This is a genomic window from Candidatus Omnitrophota bacterium, from assembly GCA_030650275.1.
Lineage (GTDB): Bacteria > Omnitrophota > Gorgyraeia > Zapsychrales > Fredricksoniimonadaceae > JACPXN01.
The window spans coordinates 136,596-163,244 of sequence record JAUSEK010000015.1 but is presented as its reverse complement, the minus strand read 5'-3'; the positions used below and the strand labels follow the sequence as shown (position 1 = coordinate 163,244).

At 54.9% G+C, this 26,649-nt stretch carries 16 protein-coding genes and 1 tRNA gene; all 17 read right to left on the bottom strand.

Features of this window, described 5'->3' with window-relative positions; genetic code table 11:
- Positions 1-13 precede the first annotated feature (13 nt).
- Positions 14-667, bottom strand: coding sequence for a ribulose-phosphate 3-epimerase (gene rpe / locus Q7K71_04575; GenBank protein MDO8675373.1), 654 nt, complete (start codon positions 665-667; stop codon positions 14-16).
- A 20-nt stretch (positions 668-687) separates the two neighbouring features.
- Positions 688-769, bottom strand: a tRNA-Leu gene (locus Q7K71_04570).
- A 6-nt stretch (positions 770-775) separates the two neighbouring features.
- Positions 776-2,389: a CTP synthase gene (locus tag Q7K71_04565; GenBank protein MDO8675372.1), complete on the bottom strand. Its 1,614-nt coding sequence runs from the start codon at positions 2,387-2,389 to the stop codon at positions 776-778.
- A gap of 97 nt (positions 2,390-2,486) precedes the next feature.
- Positions 2,487-3,863, bottom strand: a complete 1,377-nt coding sequence (purF, locus tag Q7K71_04560) for an amidophosphoribosyltransferase (GenBank protein MDO8675371.1) — start codon at positions 3,861-3,863, stop codon at positions 2,487-2,489.
- Between the two features lie 2 nt (positions 3,864-3,865).
- A complete protein-coding gene (gene carB, locus Q7K71_04555) occupies positions 3,866-7,156 on the bottom strand; it encodes a carbamoyl-phosphate synthase large subunit (protein MDO8675370.1) in 3,291 nt (1,096 codons plus the stop codon).
- On the bottom strand, positions 7,149-8,246 hold the full coding sequence (gene carA, locus Q7K71_04550) for a glutamine-hydrolyzing carbamoyl-phosphate synthase small subunit (GenBank protein MDO8675369.1): 1,098 nt from the start codon (positions 8,244-8,246) through the stop codon (positions 7,149-7,151). Before carA ends, carB begins: the two co-directional genes overlap by 8 nt.
- Positions 8,247-8,423: 177 nt before the next feature.
- A complete protein-coding gene (locus Q7K71_04545) occupies positions 8,424-8,807 on the bottom strand; it encodes a Rid family detoxifying hydrolase (GenBank protein MDO8675368.1) in 384 nt (127 codons plus the stop codon).
- 13 nt (positions 8,808-8,820) lie between these two features.
- Positions 8,821-9,780, bottom strand: coding sequence for a class I SAM-dependent methyltransferase (locus Q7K71_04540; protein ID MDO8675367.1), 960 nt, complete (start codon positions 9,778-9,780; stop codon positions 8,821-8,823).
- Complete coding sequence (locus Q7K71_04535) at positions 9,777-11,285, bottom strand: glycerol-3-phosphate dehydrogenase/oxidase (GenBank protein ID MDO8675366.1); 1,509 nt, start codon at positions 11,283-11,285, stop codon at positions 9,777-9,779. Before Q7K71_04535 ends, Q7K71_04540 begins: the two co-directional genes overlap by 4 nt.
- Positions 11,282-12,760, bottom strand: a complete 1,479-nt coding sequence (gene glpK, locus Q7K71_04530) for a glycerol kinase GlpK (GenBank protein ID MDO8675365.1) — start codon at positions 12,758-12,760, stop codon at positions 11,282-11,284. Before glpK ends, Q7K71_04535 begins: the two co-directional genes overlap by 4 nt.
- Before the next feature lie 51 nt (positions 12,761-12,811).
- Entirely contained in the window at positions 12,812-13,309 is a 498-nt protein-coding gene (locus Q7K71_04525; protein ID MDO8675364.1) for a hypothetical protein, read from the bottom strand.
- Positions 13,306-14,814, bottom strand: coding sequence for a glutamate synthase subunit beta (locus Q7K71_04520; protein MDO8675363.1), 1,509 nt, complete (start codon positions 14,812-14,814; stop codon positions 13,306-13,308). The genes Q7K71_04525 and Q7K71_04520 overlap by 4 nt, the downstream gene beginning before the upstream one ends.
- On the bottom strand, positions 14,807-19,306 hold the full coding sequence (gene gltB, locus Q7K71_04515) for a glutamate synthase large subunit (protein MDO8675362.1): 4,500 nt from the start codon (positions 19,304-19,306) through the stop codon (positions 14,807-14,809). Before gltB ends, Q7K71_04520 begins: the two co-directional genes overlap by 8 nt.
- Before the next feature lie 49 nt (positions 19,307-19,355).
- Positions 19,356-20,069: a glycosyltransferase family 2 protein gene (locus Q7K71_04510; protein ID MDO8675361.1), complete on the bottom strand. Its 714-nt coding sequence runs from the start codon at positions 20,067-20,069 to the stop codon at positions 19,356-19,358.
- A 3-nt stretch (positions 20,070-20,072) separates the two neighbouring features.
- Entirely contained in the window at positions 20,073-21,710 is a 1,638-nt protein-coding gene (locus tag Q7K71_04505; protein ID MDO8675360.1) for an NAD+ synthase, read from the bottom strand.
- Positions 21,711-21,714: 4 nt separating this feature from the next.
- The gene (locus Q7K71_04500; GenBank protein ID MDO8675359.1) at positions 21,715-23,043 is read right to left on the bottom strand and encodes an AAA family ATPase; all 1,329 of its coding nucleotides are present in this window, start codon (positions 23,041-23,043) and stop codon (positions 21,715-21,717) included.
- Between the two features lie 178 nt (positions 23,044-23,221).
- Positions 23,222-26,563, bottom strand: coding sequence for a hypothetical protein (locus Q7K71_04495; GenBank protein MDO8675358.1), 3,342 nt, complete (start codon positions 26,561-26,563; stop codon positions 23,222-23,224).
- Positions 26,564-26,649 lie beyond the last annotated feature (86 nt).

Sequence of the window (26,649 nt, the reverse complement as noted above, 5' to 3'; positions counted from 1 at the left end):
ATATACCATATCCCTACAGGGCTTTCAAACCAGCCACAACCCCTTTAAGGTCTTTGGAGCCGTACAAATAACTCGCCGTGATCAGCACCCGCGCCCCGGCCTTGACGCATAAAGGCGCCGTGTCCCCGTTGATCCCCCCGTCGACACCGATGTCCCCTTGGAAGGTCTTTGCTAAATGTTCGATCTTCGGCAGCGCCTGGGGCATGAACTTCTGGCCCGCGTAACCGGGGTTGACCGACATAACAAGGACCCCGTCGCAGTCCCCCAGGACATCAGTGATCAAAGGCGTGCCCGGGTTGATGACGATATGGGCCTTTTTCCCCAAAGACCTGATCTTCTTTAAGTCCGCGCGCAATTTGCCCGCGTCAATGCTGTCGACGTAACACTCAACCTGGATCTGGATAATGTCCGCCCCGGCTTTCACGTAGGCCTCGATGTAGTCCCAGGGATGCTCGATCATCAGGTGCGCTTCCACGGGCAAACGCGTGTGCCTGCGCACGGCCTCGACGATGACCGGGCCGATGGTTAGATTCGGCACAAAATGGCCGTCCATGACATCAACGTGGAAACGGTCCACGCCGGCGTCCTCGCTCTTCTTGATCTCGTCCGCCAGATGGGCAAAATCAGCGGCGAGAATGCTTGCGGAAACTTCAATGAGTTTTTTCATAAAAAATGCGTGGATAAAAATGCGCGGGGAGGGAATTGAACCCTCACGCCTTACGGCATACGCCCCTCAAACGTACGCGTCTACCAATTCCGCCACCCGCGCGTATATTTATTTATCTCCCTTTGTCTGCTTCAGTGCCGCGGCGATAAATTCCCGGAACAAAGGATGGGCCGCGTCGGGTTTGGACTTGAATTCCGGATGGAATTGACAGCCGACGAACCAGGGATGGTCTTTGATCTCAATGATCTCCACCAGGTCCCGCTCCGGATTAATGCCGGCAAACACCAGGCCGGCCTCTTCCATCTGGACGCGGTAATGGTTGTTGAACTCATAACGGTGCCGGTGGCGTTCGGAGATCTTTGACGTCTTATAGGCCTCAAAACTGTTGGTCCCCTTCTCAAGGGAACATGGATAGGCCCCCAGACGCATGGACGCCCCCATGTTCTCCACCTGCTTTTGTTCTTCAAGCAAACTGATGACCGGCTGGGGCGTTTGTTTGTCAAATTCCGTCGAATTGGCGTTCTTAAGGTCGCAGACGTTGCGGGCGAATTCAATGGTGGCGATCTGCATGCCCAAACAGATCCCGAAAAACGGGATCTTGTTCTCGCGCACATACCCGACGGCGTTGATCTTTCCCTCAATACCGCGCGAACCAAAGCCCCCGGGGATCAAGACCCCCTGGATGCCTTTCAGGATCTTTTTAGGGTCATGCTTTTCCAGTTCCTCGGAATCGACCTTGACGATGATCACCCGCGCGTTGTTGGCGATGCCGCCGTGCACCAGCGCCTCATAAATGGACTTGTACGCGTCCTGCAGGGTGATGTATTTGCCCACGACCGCGATCCTGACCTCTTTGGCGGGACTGCGCAGGCGCTTGACCACGCCCTCTTCCCAGCTTTTGATCCCTTTGTCCGGCAATTTGATGTTGAGTTTCTTGAGGATCAGCTCATCGAGTTTTTGTTTCTTCAAGGCCACGGGAACTTCATAAATGTGTTTGACGTCAATGGCCTCAATGACGGCCTCCACGTCCACGTTGCAAAACAGCGCTATCTTCTCCCTCTGGTCCTGGGAAATGGGCCGTTCGGTGCGGCACATCAGGATCTGCGGGATGATGCCGATCTCGCGCAGGCGCCCGACGCTGTGCTGGGTGGGTTTGGTTTTCTGTTCGCCGGCGGACTTGATATAAGGCAGCAGGGTGACGTGAATATTCAGGGCATACCCTTCGCCCAATTCCCAGCGCAGCTGGCGGATGGCTTCCAGGAACGGCAGGCTCTCAATGTCCCCGACGGTGCCGCCGATCTCAACGATGGTGACATCCACGTCATTGCCCTTGGAGACCTTCTTGATGCGTTCCTTGATCTCATCGGTGATGTGCGGGATGATCTGCACCGTCTTGCCCAGGTAATCACCGCGGCGTTCCTTGGTGATGACCGCATAATACACCTTGCCCGCGGTGATGTTGCTGTCCTTGGACAACACCGTGTTGGAGAAACGCTCGTAGTGGCCAAGGTCCAGGTCGGTCTCGGCCCCGTCCTCGGTGACATACACCTCGCCGTGCTGGTAAGGGTTCATGGTGCCCGGGTCCACGTTCAAATACGGGTCGCATTTAATGATGGCGGCCTTCAGGCCCCGGGCCTCCAGCAGTTTACCGATGGAGGCCGCGGCAATGCCTTTTCCTAAGCTCGACACCACACCACCGGTGATAAAAATGTATTTACTCATATTGATTGCCGTGTCCGACGACCAAGAAAGTACTGCTCAAGCCTTTTACCTTTGCCTAAACTGGAAACTACTCCACCGGTGATAAAAATGTATTTGCTCACTGTTTCTCCATCATCAATTTATCGGCGTTGGGCGGGATATGCAGAGGATATTTGCCGGTAAAACACGACGTGCAGAAGTCCCCCTTGTTCTTCATCACCGACATCATCCCCTCCAAACTCAAATAAGCCAGGGAATCCACCTTGATGAAATCCGCGATCTCCTGGACTGACTTGTTGTGCGCGATCAATTCCCTGGTGCTGGGAAAATCAATGCCGTAAAAACACGGGGAAATGATGGGCGGGCAGGAAATGCGCATATGGATCTCTTTGGCCCCAGCCTCGCGGATCTCTTCAATGCGGTTGCGGGACGTGGTTCCGCGCACGATGGAATCTTCGACCACGATGATCCTTTTTCCCTTGATCATTTCCCGGATGGGATTGAGTTTGACGCGCACCCGGAATTCACGCAAAAATTGCGTGGGCTGGATGAAGGTGCGCCCGATGTAATGGTTGCGGATCATCCCGATCTCAAAGGGCATTTTCAATTCCTGGGCATAGCCCAGGGCCGCGTAATTGCCTGAATCCGGGATGCCCATGACAAAATCGGCTTTTGCCGGATGCTCCCTGGCCAATTGCGCGCCCAGGCGCTTGCGCACCTGATAAACGTTGTCGCCGAAAATATGGCTGTCGGGACGGGCAAAATAAATGTTCTCAAAAACGCAATGCGCCCTGACGGCTTTTTTAGCGCCGGGCAAAAACACGGATTCAATCTTATTGCCCTTGATGATGACCACTTCACCCGGCTCTATCTCGCGGACGAATTCCGCTTTCATCAGGTCGAACGCGCAGCTTTCGCTGGCCAAAATATACCCATCGCCCAACTTCCCCAGCGACAACGGCCGAAATCCGTGGGGATCGCGCGCGCCGATGAGGGTGTCCTCGACGAGGAAGATCAGCGAGAACGCGCCTTTCAACTGCGAGAGAACATTCACAAACCATTGTTTCAGATCACCATTGGGGGCCTTGGCCAGCAAGTGGACAATGACCTCGGAATCCATGGACGTCTGGAAAATGGCCCCCTCTTCTTCCAGACGGGAATACAATTCCTCGGTATTGGTCAAATTCCCGTTATGGGCGATGGCCATGGGTTTCTTGCGGTGAGTGACCACGATGGGCTGTACGTTCTTGGCCGCCGAGGCGCCCGTCGTGGAATAGCGCGTGTGGGCGATGGCCACATGGCCTTTCAATTTCCCGATCGTGCTCTCGTCAAAATTGTCCACCGCCAGGCCCATTTTCTTGATGACATGGGTTTCCTTGCCGTCATAGGTCACGATGCCGGCGGATTCCTCCCCGCGGTGCTGCAGGGCATACAGGCCCAAAAAGGCCATTTGCGACGCTTCTTTATGATGGCTGATGCCTACAATGCCGCACATAATTATCCTGCTCCTGCGACCGTACGGGCGACCCGGCGGGTCGTCCCTGTGCGCCGATAAAGATTCTGCAGTGATTCGACGGTGAATTCGTCTTTGATGCCGGCTTCAATGCCGTTGACCGCGGCCCAGGCGCCCTGCAGTGTTGTGATACAGGGGATGTTGTGCAAAATGGCCGCCGCCCGTATGGCGCGCATGTCCGACTGGCTTTTTGGTCCAGAAGGAGTATTGATGATTAAATTTATCTCATTTTTCTTGAGCAATGTCAACGCGTTATTTTCCCCTTCGTGATGCTTGTCCGCGACCGTGACCGTGACCCCGTCGGCGCGCAACACTTCGGCCGTGCCCCTGGTCGCGAAAAGTTTGAATCCCAGGCCTTCCAACTTCCTGGCGACGGCGGCGACCTGGCGTTTGTCTGCTTCGTTGACGCTGATAAAAACGCTCCCCACCTGCGGCAGGGCCTGGCCGGCACAAATTTGGGACTTGGCAAAGGCCACGCCAAAAGTCGGGGCAATGCCCATGACCTCGCCGGTGCTTTTCATTTCCGGGCCAAGGATAATGTCCACGCCGGAAAAACGGCTGAACGGCAGCACCGATTCCTTGACACAAACGTATTTTAACTTGCCGGGGTCGGGCAGGTCAAAATCACCCAGTTTCTTGCCTGCCATGATCTGCGCGGCCACCTTGGCCAAAGGCACGCCGGTGGCCTTGCTGACAAAAGGCGCCGTGCGCGAGGCGCGCGGATTGACCTCCAGCACATAGACCCGGCCGCCCTTGACCGCGAACTGTATGTTCAAAAGGCCGATGACGTTAAGGACCTTGGCCAAACGCACGGTATGGTCCTTGATGACGGCCACAACGTTTTCGCTCAAGGTATGCGGCGGCAGCACGCAGGCCGAGTCCCCGGAATGGATGCCCGCGTTCTCAATATGCTCCATGATCCCGGCCACATAGACATCTGTGCCGTCGCTGATCGCGTCCACGTCCACTTCCTGCGCGTCTTCCAAAAATTTATCAATGAGCACGGGGTGCCCGCGCGAGACGCTATGCAGCTCGTCCAGAAACGCCTTGAGGAATTCTTCATCATAAACAATGCGCATGGCGCGCCCGCCCAAAACATAAGAAGGCCTGACCAAAACCGGATAGCCGATCGAGCCCGCCGCGGCCAGGGTCTCTTCCTTGGTCGTGGCCGACGCATTGGCCGGCTGGTCGATCTTCAATTCATTGATGAGCGCCGCGAAGCGTTCGCGATTCTCCGCCAGATCGATGGAATCAACGGACGTGCCGATGATGGGCACCCCGGCCTGCTGCAGGCGCCGGGCCAGGTTCAACGGCGTCTGTCCGCCGAACTGGACAATGACCCCGTCGGGTTTTTCCACGTCCACCACGTTCATCACGTCCTCAAAGGTCAGCGGCTCAAAATACAAACGGTCGGAGGTGTCATAATCGGTGGAAACGGTCTCCGGGTTGGAATTGACCATGATGGTCTCAAACCCCATCTCTTTGAGCGCGAAGGACGCGTGGCAGCAGCAATAATCAAATTCAATGCCCTGGCCGATGCGGTTGGGGCCGCCGCCTAAGATCATGATCTTCTTTCGGGGCCCTTGTTCGGCCAGCCGCTTTTGTGCGTTCAAAAGCGCCTCGTCCTCGGTCTCATACGTTGAATAATAATACGGGGTATAGGCCTCAAATTCCGCGGCACAGGTGTCCACCAGTTTGAACGTGGCCACGATGCCCAATTCCTTGCGCAGGGCCCGGACATCTTTTTCACTGCGGTCCATCAGTTCCGCCAATTGCGCGTCGGAAAACCCGTTTGCTTTGGCGCGGCGCAACAACGAAGAATTCAATGTCCCTCCCGCAGTGACCGCGGCCTTTATTTCATTCTCCAGTTCCAGGATCTGGGCGATCTGGTCAATGAACCACACGTCGATCCGGCTTAAGGCCGCCACCTCGTCGATGGTGATGCTTTTTTGCAAAGCGTATTTGAGGTAAAAAACGCGCGAGGCATTGGGCTCTTTCAAACGCAGGCGTATTTTTTCATCCTCGATGTAACGGTAGTCCTGTTTGTTGTCCAGGCCGGCATGGTCGATCTCCAGGCCCCTCAAGCCCTTTTGCAGGGCTTCTTTGAAGGTGCGGCCGATGGCCATGGTCTCCCCCACGCTTTTCATCTGCACGCCCAGGATGTCCTTGGCTTCGGGGAATTTCTCAAAAGTAAAACGCGGGATCTTGACCACACAATAATCAATGGTCGGCTCAAAACACGCCGGGGTCTCGCGGGTGATGTCGTTTTGGATCTCATCAAGCGTATAACCCACGGCCAGTTTGGCGGCGAATTTGGCAATGGGAAAGCCCGTGGCCTTGCTGGCCAGCGCCGAGGAACGCGACACGCGCGGGTTCATTTCAATGACGACCATGCGCCCGTTCTTGGGATCAACGGCGAACTGGATGTTGGACCCGCCGGTCTCAACGCCGATCTCGCGGATGAGCCGTATTGAAGCGTCCCGCATGTTCTGGTACTCCACGTCCGTCAGGGTCTGCACCGGGGCAACCGTGATGCTGTCCCCGGTGTGCACGCCCATGGGGTCCATATTCTCGATGGAACAAATGATGACCACATTGTCTGCGGCATCACGCATGACTTCCAGTTCATATTCTTTCCACCCCTCAATGCTCTCCTCAATGAGAATTTCGTGGATCATACTGCTCTCGATCCCCAGCGCCGCAACGCGCTCAAATTCTTCCATGTCAGGCGCGATCCCGCCGCCGGTGCCGCCCAGGGTGAAGCTCGGGCGGACAATGCAGGGAAAGCCGATCTGGCTGACCGCTTTCTTGGCTTCTTCCAAATTGTGGGCAAAAACACTTTTGGGCACGTCAAGACCGACCTTGAGGGCCGCGGCCTTGAATTCACTGCGGTCTTCGGCTTTTTTGATCACATCATGTTTCGCGCCCAGCATTTGGACCCCGTATTTCTCCAGGATACCCTGCTCGTGCAATTGCATCGCTAAATTCAACGCCGTCTGTCCGCCCAAGGTTGGTAAAATAGCGTCGGGCCGCTCTTTGCGGATGATGTATTCCAGGAATTCCGGGGTCAATGGTTCAATGTAGGTGGCATCCGCTATTCCAGGGTCGGTCATGATGGTGGCGGGATTGGAATTGACCAGAACAACGCTGAAGCCCTCTTCTTTGAGCGCTTTGCAGGCCTGGGACCCGGAATAATCAAACTCGCACGCCTGGCCGATGACGATGGGCCCCGCGCCGATGATCAAAATTTTCTTTATGTCCGTGCGTTTAGGCATTCTTTTTATGGACGTCGATCATGTCGAGAAATTGTTTGAACAAATACCGCGCGTCATGCGGGCCGGGCGCCGCTTCAGGGTGGTATTGAATGGAAAAAACCGGGAATTTCTTGTGGCGCAGGCCCTCGCCGGTATGGTCATTGAGATTGGCGTGGATCATTTCGGCTTCGGCGGGGTCCAAACTTTTTGTGTCCACGCAAAAACCATGGTTCTGCGACGTGATGCCGATGCGCTGGCCTTCAAGGTCCTTGACCGGATGATTGGCGCCGTGATGACCGAATTTCAATTTATACGTTTTTCCGCCCAGCGCGAGCCCCAGGATCTGGTTGCCTAAACAGATGCCGAAAACCGGCAATTTGCCGATGCTTTGTTTGACGGTGTCGATCACATAGGTCACGACCGCCGGATCGCCGGGGCCGTTGGAGAGAAAAAGCCCGTCGGGTTTGATGGCCAAAATGTCTTTGATCGTTGCGGTCGCCGGAAAAACATGGGTTTCGCATCCTAAGTCCGCGAAGATGCGCAAAATGTTCCATTTGATGCCGCAGTCAATGGCCGCGATCTTATAGCGGCGGGGACCTTTGGCCTTCCACACGTATTTTTTGGGCGTCGTGACGCCGCGCACAAGATCCGCGCCTTCCATGGACGGCAAGGCATCGAGTTTTGCCTGCAAACTTTTAGGATCAAAATCCTCCGTTGAAATGATCGCTTTCATGGCGCCGGCCATGCGCAAATGGCGGGTCAAGGCGCGGGTGTCGACACCTTCCCTCGCGATGATCGGGTTCTGGTTGAGGTATTCGGTCAGGGACCTGGTGGCGCGCCAGTTGGAGGGCCTGCGGCAGAATTCTTTGGCCACGAACCCTTTGACGTGGATCTTGTCGCTTTCCACGTCGTCGTTATTGACGCCGGTATTTCCGATGAGGGGATAGGTCATCACGACGATCTGGCCGGTATAAGAAGGGTCGGTGAGAATTTCCTGATACCCGGTCATCGCCGTGTTAAAAACGGCCTCTCCCGCGGTTTCTCCGGTTTGCCCTAAAACATGCCCCCGAAAAGCCGCGCCGTCTTGCAGATATAGGATGGCTTCTGTCATACATGGTTGGGGACACAAAACTTAATTCCCAGCTAAATACATGGCAAGAATTAAGTATTGTGTCCCCATATATTTGTGGGATAACGTCACAATATAGACAATTGACCGCCGAATGTCAAGCATGGATAAAGGGATAAAGTTAGCACCTGCCTTCTTGAAAGAAGGCAGGTGCTACCTTTATTGAATCTGCGCTACAACTTCGATCTCGACGAGCGAGTCCTTGGGGATGCGGGAAACCTGAAGGGTACTGCGCGCCGGCGCAATGGCGGCCTTGAAATATTTGGCGTACACCTCGTTCATGCCGGCAAAATCATTGAGGTCTTTGAGGAACACGGTGGCCTTGACCACCTTATCCAGCGACGACCCGGCTGTGCCCAAGACCGCGATCAAATTCTGAATGACCTGTTCGGTCTGTTCCTTGATGCCGCCGGGAACCATGTTGCCCTGTTTATCCAACGGGATCTGTCCGGCAGTATAAACGAGACCGCCGATGGCTACCGCCTGATTGTACGGCCCCACCGGCAGCGATACTTTATCGGTTTTGATGACCTTCTTGTTCATGACGGCTCCTTGTCTATGTGAATGAAACCAGGGCGGCTGCCAGATGGCTCTCTTTGCTTGTGCCGCTTCCCGGAAAATCCTTGTCCTGGCCCAAGGCCCTCATCCCCTTAACCTTCAAACCACGGGATACGGCGGCTATTTTAACATATTTCGTCAGGTCCGCATAGGTCAGGGCGCTGCAGTTGGTGGAAACAAAAAGATATCCGCCGGGACCCAAGACCCCAAGCGCCGCCTCAACCAAACGCGGCATGTCTTTTTTGACCTGAAAGGCCTTGCCCTCATGGCGGGCAAAAGACGGCGGATCCAGGACAATGACATCAAAGCGCTCCCCCCGTTTGGCCAGACGTTCGCAATAACGCACGGCATCCGCGCGCACGAATTCTCCTGATGCCGGGGTTAAACCGTTGAGAGCGTCATTGGCCCGGCCGCGTTCGAGGACTTTCTTGCTGACATCCACGTTGACGACAGCGGCAGCGCCGGACGCGCGGGCATGCACGCCGAAAGAACAGGTGTACGCGAAGGTGTTCAGCAGCCGCTTGCCTTTGGCCAGCCCGGCGACGAGGCAGCGATTGGCGCGCATGTCCAAAAACAATCCTGTGTTTAACGTATCATTCAGGTCCACATGGAATTGGACGCCCCGTTCCCTGACAATGGTCCGGGGCCCGTCTCTATCAACGATCACATATACTTTAAATGCATCCGGCGTCGCGGCGGCAGAGGCACTGCGGTCCTTTAAAATAAAATACTCGCAAGGAAAATGGTCCGACAGAAAATCCCGCAGCCAGTCGGCGCGCTTTAACCACGCCGTCTCAAAAATATGGGCGCAAAAATGCGCACTGTACTGTTCCAGAGTCAGTCCCGGCAAGCCATCGCCCGCGCCATTGACCAGGCGTATAGCGTCGGTGGTCTTCCTTAAAGACGCGCGTTTACCGACGGCAGAAACTAAACGTTTGAACGCTTCGTCGCGGGTCATGTGTCCCTTAACATTTCTTCAATGGTCAAACGGCATTGGCGGGTGGGACAATCCGTATAGACAAGACCAAGGCGGCGCTCAAACACGTCCTCAACAGTGCGGGCCATTTCAACCTTGATCGCGTAGACGACCTGCGCGCGGATGGCCGGCGAACAGGAGCACAATTTCTCTTTTAAAGAAGGGTCTTGGCGGGTCAGGGTAAGGACATCGGCAAAACGGCTGCCGTAAACGCCCATCAGATGCTCAACAATGTCTATGCCGACGCTGTAATGCTCTGCCGCGGCCTTGGCGTCCTCCTGCCCCTGCTCGGGACTGCCATACAAAGGATGTTGGTCACCAGTGCCCAGGCGCCGCCCGGCCTCGGGCAGGACCTTGGCCACGCATTCGCGGGCAATGGCACGGTAGGTCGTATATTTACCACCCAGCACATAATAGACGCCGGACAATGCGCGCTTGATGACATGCCGGCGTGACACCTGCGATGGCGTGCCGCGGTCATAGACCAGGGGCCGGATGCCCGCGAAGGTCATGATCACGTTCTCTTTTTGAAGTGTTCGGCCGGACAGGATACGGTTTGCCTCGCCCAGCAGATACGCAACATCGTCCTCGTCACAGCGGACATCATCAGGATTATCGGCATGATCCGTATCGGTCGTGCCGATGAGGGTGTTGCCTTTGAAAGGAATAATAAAAATGACCCTTTTGCCGGTACGCGTCGGGACCAAAAGCGCGCGATCGCTCAAACGGCCGCGGTAAACGACATGCGCACCCTTGGTGCCCCTTAAACAGGGTTTGGCGCGCGGCGCGTCTTTATGAAGAATCATGTCCGACCACGGCCCCGCGGCCACAACGATTTGCCGCGCTAAAACGTCAAATGAGGTCCCAGCCCGGGCGTCCTGCACGCGGGCCCCGACGGTGCGGTCGTTGTTCTTTAAAAATCCTGTCACCTCAACATGGTTGGCCGCGTGCGCGCCGTGCTTGTCCGCCATCAGCACGTTTTCCAGGCAAAGCCGGGCATCGTCCATCTGCGCATCAAAATATTCAACCCCGCCCACAAGCCCTTCGGGGTTGATGCCCGCAACGTGCCGGATCACCTCTTTTTTGCTTAAAGTCCGGCGTCCTCCCAGCGTATAAGCGCCGCTTAAAGCATCATACAGCCACACCCCCAAACGCATCTGCCACAAACCCCGGGGGTCGCCGCGGTAAACCGGAATGATGAACGCCATGGGTTTGACCAGATGCGGCGCGCTTTTCCACTGGATATAGCGTTCTTTGAGCGATTCAGCGACGAGGTCAAACTCAAGATGTTCCAGGTAACGCAAACCGCCGTGCATCAATTTTGTACTTTTGCTGGAGGTGCCGCCGGCAAAATCGCCTTTTTCCAAAAGCGCCACCGACGCCCCGGTTGAAGCGGCCAGATAAGCGATGGCCGCACCATTGATGCCCCCGCCGATGACAAGCAGATCGTAAGTTTTTCTGGAAAAACGTTTGAGGTCGCGGATCATGCCATGGTCTTCCGGACAGCTTTTTGCCACCCTTCATATTTGGCTTGCGCGACTTTCAAAGGCATGGCGGGTCTGAAGATCCGCTCAACCGTCTGCATCGCCGTAATGTCTTTAGGGCGCCACAACCCGACGGTGATCCCCGCGAGATACGCAACACCCGCGGCCGTTGAGTCCAGTAATTTCGGCCGCACCACGGGAATGCCCAAAAGGTCGGATTGGAATTGCATCAAAAGATCATTGGCGGCCGCCCCGCCGTCCACCCGCAAACGGCGGATGGGACAATACAGCGACTTGCGCATCAGGGTAAAAATATCCCTGGTCTGATACGCGATGGCTTCCAGCGCGGCGCGGACAATATGCGCGCGCATACTGCCGCGGGTCAGGCCCGTGATGGTCCCGCGGGCCTGCGGGTCCCAATACGGGGCGCCCAGGCCTGTGAAAGCCGGAACAAAATACACGCCCCCGCTGTCCTTGACACTGGCCGCCAGACGTTCGCTCGACGCGGAATCGGGAATGATCTTCAATCCGTCGCGCAGCCATTGCACCACCGCGCCGGCAACGAACACCGCGCCCTCCAGGGCATACACCGGTTTTCCCAAAGCATCGCAGGCCACGGTCGTCAATAACCCGTCGGAAGAACGGACCGGCTGTTTGCCCGTATTCAAAACCATGAAACAACCGGTCCCATAGGTATTCTTGATGGTGCCGGCTTCCCAGCATCCCTGGCCGTAGAGCGCGGCCTGCTGGTCCCCCATGATCGCGGTGATGGGAATACCGGCAGGCAATCCGGCAACGCCGGCCGTGAGCCCGAACACGCAGCCCGAGGGCTTCACCTGCGGCAATACCGACGGGGGAATACCGAAAATATCCAACAGGGAACGGCTCCATTTTTGGGAATTGATATCAAACAGCATAGTGCGCGAGGCGTTGGTGGGATCTGTGGCATGGACCTTGCCGTTGGTGAGTTTCCACAAAAGCCAGCTATCCACGGTGCCGAAACATACGCGTCCCCGGGCGGCCTTGCGTTTAAGCCCGGGAACATGGTCCAGGATCCATCGAATTTTCGTGGCGCTAAAATACGGGTCTAAAACAAGCCCAGTCGCGCGACGGATGAAGGCCGCCCTGCGGCGCAATGCGGGAGCCGCGCAGAGATCGGCGGTGCGCCGGCATTGCCAAACAATGGCGTGATAAAAGGGTTTGCCTGTGACACGGTCCCAAAGGATGGTTGTTTCGCGCTGGTTCGTGATCCCTATGGCAGTGATGCGTTTGGGATCAATGCGGCCCCGGGCAACAGCCTTGCGGATGACCCGCGCGCAGGACGACCAGATCTCGTCGGCATCATGCTCCACCCATCCGGGTTTTGGATAATATTGTTTGAATTCCTGATACGCCCTCGCGCGGACATGCCCCTTGCTGTCAAAAATGAACGCGCGCGAACCCGTGGTCCCCTGATCGATGGCCAATACATATTCCATGCGGTTATTATAACAAAAGCAGTGCGGGCGGGAAAAACAGAAGAAGATATTTTACGGCATCTGCTGCAAAGCGGCTTTGGCGCCTTCGTGGTCGTAAAAAGAGAGGGATTTTTTGTAATATTCTTTGGCTTTCGCCGTGTCCGCGAAACCGTTGCGTTCGATCTCGCCGAGCAGGAAATAGGCCTGGCCCAAGAACATGACGTCCTTGGTCTTGTCAAAACCATCAACCGCCTTGAGCAATTGTTCGCGCGCCTCGGCCAGGACCTTTCGGCCCTTGTCCTTTTGGCCGCTCTTAAAAAGCGATACGCCGTTGCCGAAAAGGATGCTCCCGTAATTCAGCTGGCGCGACGGGGCCGCGTCCAGGGCGATCGCCTGGCGCATGAGCGACAAGCCCCTGTCCATCCGTCCCGCGTCAACGGCCGCTACGGCCTGATTTTCCATCTGGTCGGCCTGCTGTGTGCGGGAAGCGTCGCCCTGCACGGGCGCCTGTTCGTCGGAAAGCACGGGTACGGCGAAAAAAAAGAGAAATATTAAGAACCAGCGGATCATTTCTTCACCGCCTTGGCCGCCAGATAACGGTGCGCCCCTTCGGCAGCGGCGCGTCCTTCCTGGATGGCCCACACGACCAGCGACTGGCCGCGGGTCATGTCCCCCGCGGTAAAAATACCGGGAACATTGGTCATCTTGTCGGCGTCGGCAGTGACATTGCCTCTGGCGTCCAAAACAACACCCAACTCTTCCAGCATGCCTTTTTTGACAGGCCCCGTAAAACCCATGGCCAGCAAAAGCATGTCGCAATCCATGTCAAATCCCGATCCGGGGATCTCCTGCATGATCATTTTGCCTGCCCCGCCTACGGCGGGGCCCGTGGCCGGGTCTTTGGTCCACTGCAGGCGCACGCCGTGCAATTTCTTTAATTTGCCGTCGACGCCGCTCAAACGTTTGGTCATGATCGAATAATCGCGGACAACGCCTTCCTCGTGCGACGTGGACGTGCGCAGGATGAACGCCCAGTTGGGCCAGGGATTGTCCATCGCGCGCTGCTCCGGCGGTTTAGGCATCAGTTCAAATTGATGCACGGATGCCGCGCCCTGGCGGTTGACCGTGCCCAAGCAGTCGGAGCCCGTGTCCCCGCCGCCTAAGATCACCACTTTTTTACCCTTGGCTGTCACGGGTCCCTGATCGTGCGGCCGGACCTGCAAAATATTCTCCGCGTACCTGGCCATGTACCCGTCGATAGGATAATTGTTGTTGCGCAAATTCTGCTGGGGCAGAAAATACATGGCCTGATACACGCCTTCCAGCTCGCGGCCCGGGATGGGCAATTCGCGGGGACTTTCCGCGCCGCCGCACAAAACAATGGCATCGTATTGGGCGGCCAATTCTTTGGCGTTGACATTGACCCCGATGTATTGGCCGGTCTTGAAGGCGACCCCTTCCGCGGCCATGCGGTTGACGCGCCGTTCAACGATCCATTTTTCCAGTTTAAAATCAGGGATCCCCAGCGTCAAAAGTCCGCCGATGACCTCGTTTTTTTCATAGACAACGACCTTGTGTCCTTTTTTATTGAGTTGGTCCGCGCAGGCCAGTCCCGCCGGGCCCGAGCCGATGACCGCGACCTTCATGCCGGTGCGGTGCTTAGGGGGCTGGGGCTTGATCCATCCCTTGTTATACGCGTGCTCAACGATGGCCAGCTCAATGTTCTTGATGGTCACGGCCGGGGCATTGATCCCCAGGACGCAGGCGTTCTCGCAGGGCGCCGGACAGATGCGTCCGGTGAATTCCGGAAAATTATTGGTCTTATGCAGGCGCTCAATGGCCTCATCCCAGCGGTCACGGAAAACAAGGTCGTTCCAGTCGGGGATGATGTTGCCGATGGGACAGCCGCTCTGGCAGAACGGCACGCCGCAATCCATGCACCGCCCGCCCTGGACGCGCAGGTCTTTCTCGGCGGGCAGGTCAATGAATTCCTTAAAATGTTTGACGCGCTGGGTCACCGGCTCTTTTTTGTATTCCTGCCGGCCATGTTTCATGAACCCTTTGATGTCACCCATTGGCGGCCTCTTCCAGGACCCGGCGGTAATCGCGCGGGAACACCTTGACGAACTGCGGCAAAATGCCCTCCCAACCTTTCAGGACCCCTTCTGCCACCGCACTGCCGGTATGGTTCAAATGCCGCTCGATCAAATTTTTAAGTTCGGCGATGTCTTGCTCTTCCTCGACGGGAAGCAGGTCCACCATGCCTGTGTTGCAGTTTTTCCCAAACGCATGGTCCTTGTCCCAGACATAGGCAATGCCGCCGCTCATGCCCGCGGCAAAATTCCTGCCCGTCGGGCCCAACACAACGACCCTGCCGCCGGTCATATACTCGCACCCGTGATCGCCCACACCCTCAACAACGGCATCGGCGCCGGAGTTGCGCACGGCAAAACGCTCGCCGGCCAGGCCGCGCAGGAACATGGTGCCCATGATCGCACCGTACAGCACGACATTGCCGACGATGATGTTCTGCTCCGGAACGAACTTGGCCCCCTTCGGGGGAAAAATGACGATCCGTCCGCCGGAAAGGCCTTTGCCCGTATAATCATTGGCCTCGCCTTCCAGGGTCAAAGAAACCCCGTGCGCTAAAAACGCGCCGAAACTCTGGCCCGCCGACCCCTCAAATTTGATCTGGATGGTATCGTCCGGTAACCCCGCCAAACCGTATTTGCGGGCGATGACCGATGACAACATGGTCCCCACCGTGCGGTTGGTGTTCTTGATGGGGTTCGCCAAGCGCACGGGCGTCTTGTTTTCAATGGCGTCCTTACAGCGTTCGATCAGGGTGTTGTCCAATGCCTTTTCCAAACCATGGTCCTGGGTGCCCGTGTGACGGATGGCCGTGCCCTTGGGAACGTCGGGTTTGTGCAAAATGTTGGTCAGGTCAACACCTTTGGCCTTCCAATGGTCAATGGTGTCCCTGGCGTCCAGCATGTCCACGCGGCCGACTAAGTCCTCAAATTTCCGAACACCCAATTCCGCCATGATCTCGCGCGCTTCCTCGGCGATGAATGTGAAAAAGTTCATCACGTATTCCGGCTTGCCTTCAAATTTCTTTCTTAACTCGGGATCCTGGGTCGCGATACCGACGGAACAGGTGTTCAAATGGCATTTGCGCAACAGGATGCACCCCAGGGTCACCAGTGCGGCCGTGGAAAACCCGAATTCGTCGGCGCCAAGCATGGCGGCGATGACAACGTCCCTGCCGGTCTTCAACTGCCCGTCGGTCTGCACGCGGATGCGGCCGCGCAGATCGTTCATGACCAAAACCTGCTGGGTCTCGGCAATGCCCAATTCCATCGGCAGGCCGCCGTGTTTGATGGACGTTTGCGGAGACGCGCCGGTGCCGCCCTCAAACCCGGAAATGAGCACGTGGTCCGCCTTGCCTTTGGACACGCCAGCGGCAACAGTGCCCACCCCGACCTCGGCGACCAATTTGACGCTGATCATGGCCTGCGGATTGGCATTTTTAAGGTCATGGATCAGCTGGGCCAGATCCTCAATGGAATAAATGTCGTGATGCGGCGGCGGGGAGATAAGCCCCACCCCCGGCATGGTGTAGCGTGTCTTGGCGATCTCTTTGGAAACCTTGTGCCCGGGCAATTGGCCGCCCTCGCCGGGCTTGGCGCCCTGCGCCATCTTGATCTGCAATTGGTCCGCGTTGACCAGATATTCAATGGTGGCCCCGAAACGGCCCTGCGCCACCTGCTTGATGCGGCTGCGCTTGCTGTCGCCGTTAGGTTCTTTCTTGAAACGTTCAGGGTCTTCCCCGCCTTCGCCGGTGTTGGAAAAACCGCCCAGACGGTTCATGGCAATGGCCAGCGTTTCATGCGCTTCCTTGGAAATGGACCCGTAACTCATGGCCCCGGTCGCGAAACGCTGGACAATGGCGGAGGCCGGTTCAACCTCGTCGATGGAGATGGGATGGCCGGTCTTAAATTTCAAAAGCCCGCGGATATTGGCCAGGCCCCTGTTTTGCTCATTGATCGTTTTGGCGTATTGCTTAAAGACCCTGTAATCGCCGCTTTTGGTTGAATGCTGCAAAAGCGCGATCGTCTGCGGGTTGAGCTGGTGGAATTCCCCTTCCTGACGCCAGTAATAATCCCCGCCCTCCTCAAGCATATGGTCTTCGCCTGGAAAAACAGGATACCCCTGGGCATGGCGTTTTAAGACCTCCTGGGCGACAACGGCAATGCCGATGCCGCCGATCCTCGAGGGGGTCGCGGTAAAATATTTCTCCACCAAATCGTCCCCCAGCCCCACGGCCTCAAAGATCTGGGCCCCGCAATAGGACTGGATGGTGGAGATGCCCATCTTGGAAATAATTTTATACAGTCCTTTATGGCAGGCCTTGAGGAAATTCTTCTCGGCGTCCTTCCAAGCGATCTTTTCCTCAAGTTTTTCCCCGTCGATGAGCGCCTCAATGGTCTCAAAAGCCAGATACGGATTGACGGCATTGGCCCCGTAACCGATCAGGGCTGCGAAGTGGTGCATTTCCCTCGCCTCGCCGGTCTCGACGACGATGCTGGCCCTGGTGCGCGTGCCCCGGCGAACCAAATGATGGTGCAGCCCCGCGCAAGCCAGCAAAGCCGGTATGGGCGCGTTCTTCGCGTTCATCGTCCGGTCGGAAAGGACAAAAATGCTGATGCCCGCGGCAATGCCTTCGTCCGCTTTTGCGAACAAGGTCTCCAGCGCGGCCTCCATGCCCTTGGCCCCGTCTTCTTTCTTAAAAACAATGGGCAGGACAGCGCTTTTGAGATTGCCGGTATTGACATGGGCGATCTTTTCCAGCTCTTCGTTGGTCAGGGTCGGCCGCTGGATCCACAGGCGATGACAATGGGCCGGTGTCTCGTCGAGTAAATTGCCCTCGGCCCCCAGCATCATGTCCTCGGCCATGATGATCTCTTCACGGATGGCGTCGGTGGGCGGGTTGGTGACCTGTGCGAACAACTGTTTAAAATAACTGTATAGCAATTGCGGCCGGTCGGAGAGCACGGCCAAAGGCGTGTCCGCGCCCATGGACCCTGTGGCCTCTTCCCCCAACAAAGCCATAGGCATCAAAATTATTTTAATGTCTTCCAGCGTATAGCCGAAGGCGCGCTGGCGTTCAAGGAGCGTCTTGGTGTTAAGGCCATGGACTTTTTTGGGTTGAGGCAGTGTGCGCAGATCAACGATATTGTCCTTGAGCCATTGTCCGTACGGCTGGCGGGACGCGGCCTGGTCCTTGATCTCTTTGTCGTCAATGATGCGACCTTCTTTAGTATCCACCAAAAACATCTTGCCCGGCTGCAAACGGCCCTTGGTGATGATCGTCTCTGCCGCGACCGGCAAAACACCCGCTTCGGAAGCCATGATGACAAGGTCGTCGGTGGTGACGATATAACGTGACGGGCGCAGGCCGTTGCGGTCCAGCACCGCACCGACGTAGCGCCCGTCGGAAAACGCGATGGAAGCCGGCCCGTCCCACGGTTCCATCAGACAGGAATGGTATTCGTAGAACGCGCGCTTTTTGGGGTCCATGTCCTGGTGGGCGCTCCACGCTTCCGGGATCATCATCATGACCGCGTGCGGCAAAGAACGGCCGGACAAGACGAGCATCTCCAGCACATTGTCAAACGTGGCGGTGTCCGAACCATGCGGCACCACAATGGACAGGACCTTTTCCAGATCGTCGCCGAAAGCCCTGGAAACAAATTGCTTTTCGCGGGCATGGATCCAGTTGATGTTGCCGCGCAGGGTGTTGATCTCCCCGTTATGGGCGATCATCCGGTAGGGATGCGCCAAAGCCCAGCTGGGGAACGTATTGGTTGAATAGCGCGAGTGGATGAGCGCGATGGCGGAAGTCATCAGCGGGTCAGCCAGGTCCAGGAAAAAGCGGTCCAGCTGCTCGGACATGAGCTGGCCTTTGTACACCAGGGTATGGCTGTTCAAACTGCAGAAATAGTAATAATTTTTCTGGGGCAGTGTGGAATAATAGACCTTGTTCCACAGCCGTTTGCGGATGACGTAAAGTTTGCGGTCAAAATCCTCCGCCTTGGTCTTCCTGCCGCGGGCGATGAACAATTGTTTGAATACCGGCTCGACGGAACGGGCCACGCGCCCGATCTTTGTTGAGTCATGCGGCACTTCGCGCCAGCCCAAAAGTTTCTGGCCTTCTTCATGGATGATATGCTCGGTCCACCCTTCAATGGTGTTGCGGTCTTCCGAGTTGGGCGGCAAAAAAACAAGCCCGGCGCTGTAATCGCCCGCGGGCGGCAGGGTGATGTCTTTTTTAGCCATTTCCTTGCGCAAAAAAGCATCGGGCATCTGGATCATGATGCCCGCACCGTCCCCGGTTTCGGGATCACAGCCGCAGGCCCCGCGATGGGTCAAATTTTCCAGGATCTGGATGCCGGAACGGATAATATCATGGGTCTTGCGGCCCTTGATATTAACAATAAAACCGACCCCGCAGCTGTCGTGCTCATTTTGCGGATCGTAGAGTCCCTGTTTGGGCGGTAAAGACATTCTCTTCCCCATTTATCCCATTATTACGACGAGACAAAACCTTCATATTTTAACTTTTTCTACCTAAAATACAATTAAAATTGAAGCGCTGGTACAGGATGGGCCAGAACATTTGCAATGCCGTGCCCCAGCGGATCTTCTTGCCTTCTTGGCGGGTGCGGGCCGCGTAATGGATGGGGACCTCCTTGATGAAGAGGCCTTTTTGGATGAATTTGACCGTGATCTCGGTCTCAAAGGCAAAATTGCGGGCATTCATGGTAATGCCTTCCAGGGCTTTGCGGGTGAACGCCTTGTAACAGGTGTTGATGTCGGTGATCACTGCCCCGTAAAGCCAACGGAACATGGTATTGGAAACGTTATTGGCGAAGCGATCGATCCGGGACATGTTCTGGATATTGCCCAAAAATCGTGAGCCATAGACCACCTGGGCCCGGTCTTCAAGGATCGGTTGCAAAAGCCCGGGATACTGCGCGGGATCATATTCCAGATCCGCGTCCTGGATGAGCAAAATATCGCCGGACGCCTGCTTCATTCCCGTCCTGATGGCCCCGGCCTTGCCCTGATTGGCCTGATGGATGATCGTGATAGGTGAGTGGCCGGCCCAACTTTTCAGCGCCTGCTCTGTCCCGTCGGTGGATCCGTCATTGACCACAATGATCTCGCGAGTCAAACCGCCGGGCAAAGGCACAGCCAGGACTTTTTCAAGGACAGCGCCGATGGTGACGGCCTCGTTATAGGCCGGGATGATGATGGAAAGCGTCACGGTTTATTCCCTGTAGCGGTTGGTGATGGGCAGGCGCCAGTCCCTGCCGAAGGCGCGAGAGGTAATCTTCACCCCGGGCGGGGCTTGGCGGCGCTTATACTCGTTGCTGTCCACGAGCCGCGCCGTCTTTTGAACATATTTTAAGGGTAGGGTCGTGCCGGCAATATCCTGGACCGACCGGTGGCCCTCCACATAAGCGGACAGCACGCGGTCCAGGTCCGCGTAAGCACCCAGGGTTTGTTCATCAGTTTGACCCGGCCTTAACTCCGCCGACGGGGCGCGCAGGACAACACTCTTGGGAATGATCGATTCCCCGCTTCGGATATTACGCCAACGCGCCAATTCATAGACCCTGGTCTTGAAAATATCTTTCAGCACCGCGAACCCGCCGGACATGTCGCCGTAAAGCGTACAATAGCCGACCGCCATTTCACTCTTGTTGCCGGTGGTCAGGACAAGCCATCCGAATTTATTGGAAAATGCCATGAGGAGATTGCCGCGGATGCGCGCCTGCAGGTTTTCCTCGGCAGTGCCTGGTGATCCACCGTTGAAATGGCCTCCGGCCCTATCGGGCCGTAGGCCCGGAGGGCCTTTGAGCGCCTTAAGGAACGCGGCAAAAACGGCCTTGATGGGAATTTCCTTGAACTCAATGCCGAGGTTACGCGCCAGCCGGCTCGCGTCGGCGCGCGTCGCCTTCACGTTAAATGGGGACGGCATGGAGATCCCGACGACATTGTCCTTGCCCAAAGCATCCACGGCGATGATGGCCACCAGGGCGGAATCAATGCCACCGCTTAGGCCAACCGCGACCTTGGCAAACCCGTTCTTGCGCACATAATCGCGCGTTCCGGTAACCAGGGCATTGTATATTTCCTCATTTTCATCCATGAGCGGCAAAACGCCGCCTGCCGTCTTCGTGCAATCCGTGAGCAAAAGATCTTCACTGAACTGTTTGGCCCGGGCCGCGACCTTGCCGTCAACAGCGATGACCATGCTGGCCCCGTCAAAGACCAATTCATCCTGCCCGCCGACCATGTTCACATACACCATGGGAATTTTGGTCTCCCGCACGCGGCGGCGCAGCAACGCTTCGCGCACACGCGGCTTGCCGGTCTCATAAGGCGAAGAGGAAATGTTGATCATGACCGCGGGCCTGCGTTTAGCCTGAACCGCATACACGCTTTTATTCACCCAGATGTCCTCGCAAATATTAACAGCGATGGTCACGCCTTTGAGCGTAAAGATCCCCTCGTCGGTGCCGGGCGTAAAATACCGGCGCTCGTCAAAAACCCCGTAATTGGGCAGTTCCCGTTTGCGGTACACGCCTTTGAGCGCACCGTCCACGATGAACGCGGCGGCATTATAGATCCGGCCCGCCCCGTCGGTATCCACAAAACCGACGATCGCCGCGATGCCGGTCATCTTCTTGACCAAAGCATCCAGGGCCTTGACCGTGTTGGCGACAAAATGTTTCTTAAAAAGCAGGTCTTCAGGAGGATACCCGCACAGGGCCAGTTCAGGAAAAACGACCAGGTCTGCTTTGGCCTGGCGGGCGCGGGCGGCATAGTCGGCGATCATGCGGGCATTGCCCGCAAGGTCTCCGACGACGGCATTCATCTGGGCGATGGCTATTTTTAACATTTTCCTAATTTCCCGCTGTCTGCGCGTGCGTTGTTCCTTCGATGCAAAACACCGCGTACAGCGGCACAGATTTTATATTATTCTCGAACCCAAAATTCCTTGCCGATATCCTTATCGCGTAAGGCGGGGAATACATTTTCTTATACACCGACAAACTCCTGGACTTAGTGTGCGCGCTGGCTTTGACTTCCACAGGAATGATCTTGTCTCGATCTTGAATAATAAAATCTATTTCGGCAGTATGGGCGGAATCCCAATAATAAAGATCGTTCCAATTGACCCGCAACTGGTCCGCCACATAATTCTCAGCGATCGCGCCTATAAAAGTATTGTTGCTTTCAATGGGTGTTAAAATATTGTGCGTCGACATCCCCGACTTTAAGGTCAACAACCCGACATCCCCCATATACAATTTAAAGCTTGAAAAATCCTGATGGACCGCCAGCGGCGATTGCCCGCGTTCAACCTTGTTGCATTTAATGACCAGCCCGGCGGCGCACAACCAGTCGATCGATGCTCCAAATATCGAAGCAGAACCGCCGCGCTGAACAACCTTGTATTGGAATTTCCTGTTATCCTTGGCCAACTGGGCCGGTATGGATTGGAACGCCGCCATTATTTTTGTCGTTTCCCCAGGAGTAGCATATTTTGCCATATCCGCTATATAGGTGTCAACGATCAGCGATTGCACATTGGCCGCGTCCAATAACCGATGGCTCTTGCAATACTCATTGATAACGGCCGGCATCCCCCCGACAATTAAATACTCCTTATACAAACTTAAGCCCGCGTCATGAAGCATGGAGGACAACGGCCTGTTATCCGCGTAACAAGCGCGTATTTCGTTTGCCAACGGCTCTCTGCCCATTGCCCATAAGAATTCTTCCATGTCCAACGGATACATATGCAGCAGGTCAACCTTCCCGACAGGAAAAGAATATTTCTCCCGGTTAAGCGCGACGCCCAAAAGGCTTCCTGCCGCGATAATATGATATTCGGGGGCGCTCTCACAGAAATACTTTAAAGAGGTCAACACCCGCTCGCACGATTGGATCTCATCAAAAAAAATAAGCGTTTTCCCGGGGACTATTTTTTGTTTATAAAACATTTCCAAACAATTGATAATGTGTTGCGGTGAAATATCATTATTGAAATCCGCGGCAACGGTCAAATTCGTTTCAAGATTAACATAAATGATATTCTCATAATTGTTCCGGCCGAACTCATCAATAACATAGGTCTTGCCCACCTGTCTTGCCCCATACATGAGCAAAGGCTGACGCCGGCCGCTATTCTTCCATTGAAGTAATTTTATAGTGATTTTTCGTTTCATAATAAGAAACTTACCATATTAATGCAGTTAAGTCAAGTAAAGTATGTCTAAATCATACTTTAATTGAATTAAGTATATAAATAAAAACCATCGCCAGGCGTATGCCCAACGAAGGGATAATGTTTAGCAGTTAGAGAAACGTATTCCCTCCCCCTTGTGGGGAGGGTACGGGAGGGGGTTATATCTTCGCCTGCTGCATTCCTGCAACCTGCAGTTCGGAGAGTAACGGGGTGGCCATGGCGGGCTTGATCTCGAGGATGATCGGCACCAAGCCGTCGAGCTTGATGTTTTCTAGGTCCTGCTGACTGACCGGCAGCGGCACGCCCTTGCCGTCGCGCCTGATCTGCAAATTCAAGTTCGCGGCGTTCATGTCAATACCGCCTCGAGTGAACGGTTTGGTAACATCAGCCACTGCGGCTTTATCCGCACCCGTCATCGCCGCGTTGGTGTGATCACGATTAAGCGCCTCAATACCCTGTCTCCATGTAAGTTCTTGTAAACCAGGCAATGTTACTTCTATGCTTGCCTGACCTTGACCGTTGCCCCTCCACACTATGCGAGTATTCTTTTTCTCAAGATTTAATTCAACTTTCAATGTGCCAGCTAATTGTCTCTCAGGAGACCCCATCCGTACCAATTCATAGGTTGTTACTCTTCCCGTAATACTGGGCCCCCACCTCAATTCAAGCTGATTCGGATCAATGACCGTGCCAGCCGTCATCGCCGCGTCTATTGGTCGAACGCTGAATCTGTACAGCGCGCTTGAAAGATAACGCTCATTCCCTTGGCCATCATAATCAATAACAAATTGACGGCCGGTGTCTACTATTGCTCGGGCTGGTGACAATAAGTGTTGGACGATTTCTTCCACATTCTCCGGAGAGAACTCCAAGTAGTGCCCATATTGCACATTGATACGTTGTCTGATGTCCTCTGCCACCGTCATCGCCGCGTCGGGCTTGGCAGAAGAAGCCAATTCTGCAATGAATTTAGGATCATAGTTCCTCGCCGCAATAATGGCCGGAACGGTGGCTTCAATGCTCCCGAATGGAAAATGGTTTGGCCATGGAGCTTTGGTGTCCTGCCCATAAGCTTCTGTAACCGCACCGGATCCTTGTTGCAAGAAATTCAAGGTCCGAAATAATTCCTGCGCCTCTGCCCGCCGGCCAAGCAGGCTAAGTGCGGCAGCTGCTTCCGCGTTCCCCTTTCCCCATAATGAAGAAGCGCCCTTCCAGCGCGATACCCCTTTGTAGGTGATGCCGTTTACCGTCACCGTACTTAAATTTTTCAGGAGCCAATCGATCCCTCGCGCAAAATCCCGAGGATTTAATCCGGCAACATGGGCCATTACAGGGGCCAGGTATTGCGTATACCCCCATTGTTCATTATCAGAGGTCAAAAGCTGTTCTGTTGCAAAATTTTCATAGCCGGCCTGATAACGACCCAGTTTAGCATCCCACATTTTATTCTGGATCCAAAATATAATTTTATCGGCGCGTGATTTCAGGCCACCCACATCGAGGCTGTTGCGATATTTCTCGAGAATGGCCCTGTGTTTGTGTTGCTGGTTGTTAAACACATTATAAAGCTGGTAATAAAACGCAAAAGCCCGCTCATTGTGTTCGGTTGTGGCCCGGCGCGATCCTGAAGCAGTGACCACAAACCCGTAATTGTTACGGTCCTGAAACAGTCCGTTGAGAAAACGAGACACGCCAACAGAGGCTTTTAACAAATCTTCAGCTAGACCAGCATCGGAAGTTTGCTCCAAAAGGTTTAAGAAGGCATGGCCGAGCACTGCCGCGGGGCCGACCTGGCTTTGAGTTTGCTCCGCTAGTTTTGTTGCTGGATCACCGGTTTGGGTCATATACCCGTCAAACCAGACATTCCCGTTCCGGCGCAATCGCAGAATTGCCTTTGCCAAACGTTCAGCTGTTGCAATGTCTCCCATGGCTAAAAAAGCTTGAATGGCCTGCCCCTGGTTATACATCCAGGTCACTCCGCTGGATGGATCTGCCTGATGAAGACCGGTGAATGAAGCAATAAGCCCGTTTGTGTTGATCTGTGCTTTAAGCCAGTTGGCGGCTTTGGTAGCATCCAAAGTCTTTGCTGGCTGGTTTTGCTGAATAGAAAAAATATTTAATGCATCTACAGGTTCTGTAAGCAATAGGCCAGCACCGCCGGCCAAAAGACCCACCGCCTCTCTGCGGCTCATCATCGCCGCGTCGGGCTCTTCCAAAGCCACTGCAGCCATGTCCATTTTATTTGCAATATCTTCCCGAATAGTCGAGGCCTGCGCAAAGTCAACAGAGGTAACCCTGCTTATTTGTGCCTGGTCAAACCCTCTTGTTCCCCCCGAAAAATACTTCCTGGGAATGACCTGTTTGGTGTATTTGTCGGTGTCTTCCTTGATATAATTGTAGACGCCTTTTTTGAAGGCCTGGAGGTAGCGCTGGTAAATGCCCTCTATGTCGTCCTTGGACTGGATTCCCGCCTTCGCGGGAATGACAGAGGTATACTCCATTCCTTTGAGTTTCGCTTTATCGGCATAGATCTTGCCTAATAGTGATTCTTTTAAGGCCCGTTTGTACCAGGCGGCTAAGATCATGCCGGAGTAGACCTGGCGGAGCATGGCGAAGTTCTTGCCTTCATTGACTTCTTTCTCAAGGGCGGGGAGGATCACTTCGCGGACGATTTGGGAGCCGAGGGCATTGACTTGCTTGTCTCCCCCCTCCCTGACCCTCCCCACAGAGGGGGAGAGAATAGTATTTTTGTTAAGCGCTAAATAATCCTCTTCCAGCATGACCTTCAGATGGTTCTTTAAGACATAAGCGGTATTGCCCTTTTCATAGATAACGGCATTGTCCGGGACGATCCAGACCTTGTTGAAGGTGTTGACCCGGATGTTGGTGTTGCCGTATTGCTTAAAGGCCTGTTCATAGACCTTATCCCAGAACTTCTGGCCAAGGCCTTGTTCGGGGTATATCAGGGATGCTGTGATCTGCTTAAGCAGATAGTCCTGGGAGAGAAGATCACGTCCCATCTCGGTTTTGCCGAAATCATCCTTGATAATGCGGTCTTTCTCATAAGGAGAGAGGTTCACCCACTGATTTTCATCGGGAACAGCCAAGGAGGCCAGGAAATACTTGATCAATTTCTTGTATTCTTCCTGTTTCTCTTGCCCAGCGAGGTTGGAATCGCCTTTATGGATGATAAAGTCGAACTTAAGGGCATTGTCCGGGTGAATGGTGATACCTTTAAGGTGGGCGGGGGTAAATTCAGGGCTTAAGGACACCATGACGCCGGGCTCAGGCATGTAGGGGCGATTAATAATCGCCCGTACGTCAGCATAGGCCGGCATGGGGCCAAAGGTATTAAGCAAAAAGGCGGCAACAAAAACAACATTCAGGGATTTTTTAATCATACCAAGTATGTGCTTAGTCGGGATTTTATCTAAGGCTATCTTAGGAAAATGTTCTAAGGCTATCGAGAAAAAGTATAACACATATTTTTTGATCGGCAAGCCGACGACAACAATAGTTATAACTTTATTATTTGCAATTAGTTACAACAGAAAAATAAAAGGTGGATCCTTTCGAATCCACCTTC

What these genes read in the sequence shown, in the direction of transcription:
- rpe (MDO8675373.1), bottom strand. Translation starts at nt 667, where the DNA reads ATGAAAAAACTCATTGAAGTTTCCGCAAGCATTCTCGCCGCTGATTTT.
- Q7K71_04565 (MDO8675372.1), bottom strand. Translation starts at nt 2,389, where the DNA reads ATGAGTAAATACATTTTTATCACCGGTGGTGTGGTGTCGAGCTTAGGA.
- purF (MDO8675371.1), bottom strand. Translation starts at nt 3,863, where the DNA reads ATGTGCGGCATTGTAGGCATCAGCCATCATAAAGAAGCGTCGCAAATG.
- carB (MDO8675370.1), bottom strand. Translation starts at nt 7,156, where the DNA reads ATGCCTAAACGCACGGACATAAAGAAAATTTTGATCATCGGCGCGGGG.
- carA (MDO8675369.1), bottom strand. Translation starts at nt 8,246, where the DNA reads ATGACAGAAGCCATCCTATATCTGCAAGACGGCGCGGCTTTTCGGGGG.
- Q7K71_04545 (MDO8675368.1), bottom strand. Translation starts at nt 8,807, where the DNA reads ATGAACAAGAAGGTCATCAAAACCGATAAAGTATCGCTGCCGGTGGGG.
- Q7K71_04540 (MDO8675367.1), bottom strand. Translation starts at nt 9,780, where the DNA reads ATGACCCGCGACGAAGCGTTCAAACGTTTAGTTTCTGCCGTCGGTAAA.
- Q7K71_04535 (MDO8675366.1), bottom strand. Translation starts at nt 11,285, where the DNA reads ATGATCCGCGACCTCAAACGTTTTTCCAGAAAAACTTACGATCTGCTT.
- glpK (MDO8675365.1), bottom strand. Translation starts at nt 12,760, where the DNA reads ATGGAATATGTATTGGCCATCGATCAGGGGACCACGGGTTCGCGCGCG.
- Q7K71_04525 (MDO8675364.1), bottom strand. Translation starts at nt 13,309, where the DNA reads ATGATCCGCTGGTTCTTAATATTTCTCTTTTTTTTCGCCGTACCCGTG.
- Q7K71_04520 (MDO8675363.1), bottom strand. Translation starts at nt 14,814, where the DNA reads ATGGGTGACATCAAAGGGTTCATGAAACATGGCCGGCAGGAATACAAA.
- gltB (MDO8675362.1), bottom strand. Translation starts at nt 19,306, where the DNA reads ATGTCTTTACCGCCCAAACAGGGACTCTACGATCCGCAAAATGAGCAC.
- Q7K71_04505 (MDO8675360.1), bottom strand. Translation starts at nt 21,710, where the DNA reads ATGTTAAAAATAGCCATCGCCCAGATGAATGCCGTCGTCGGAGACCTT.
- Q7K71_04500 (MDO8675359.1), bottom strand. Translation starts at nt 23,043, where the DNA reads ATGAAACGAAAAATCACTATAAAATTACTTCAATGGAAGAATAGCGGC.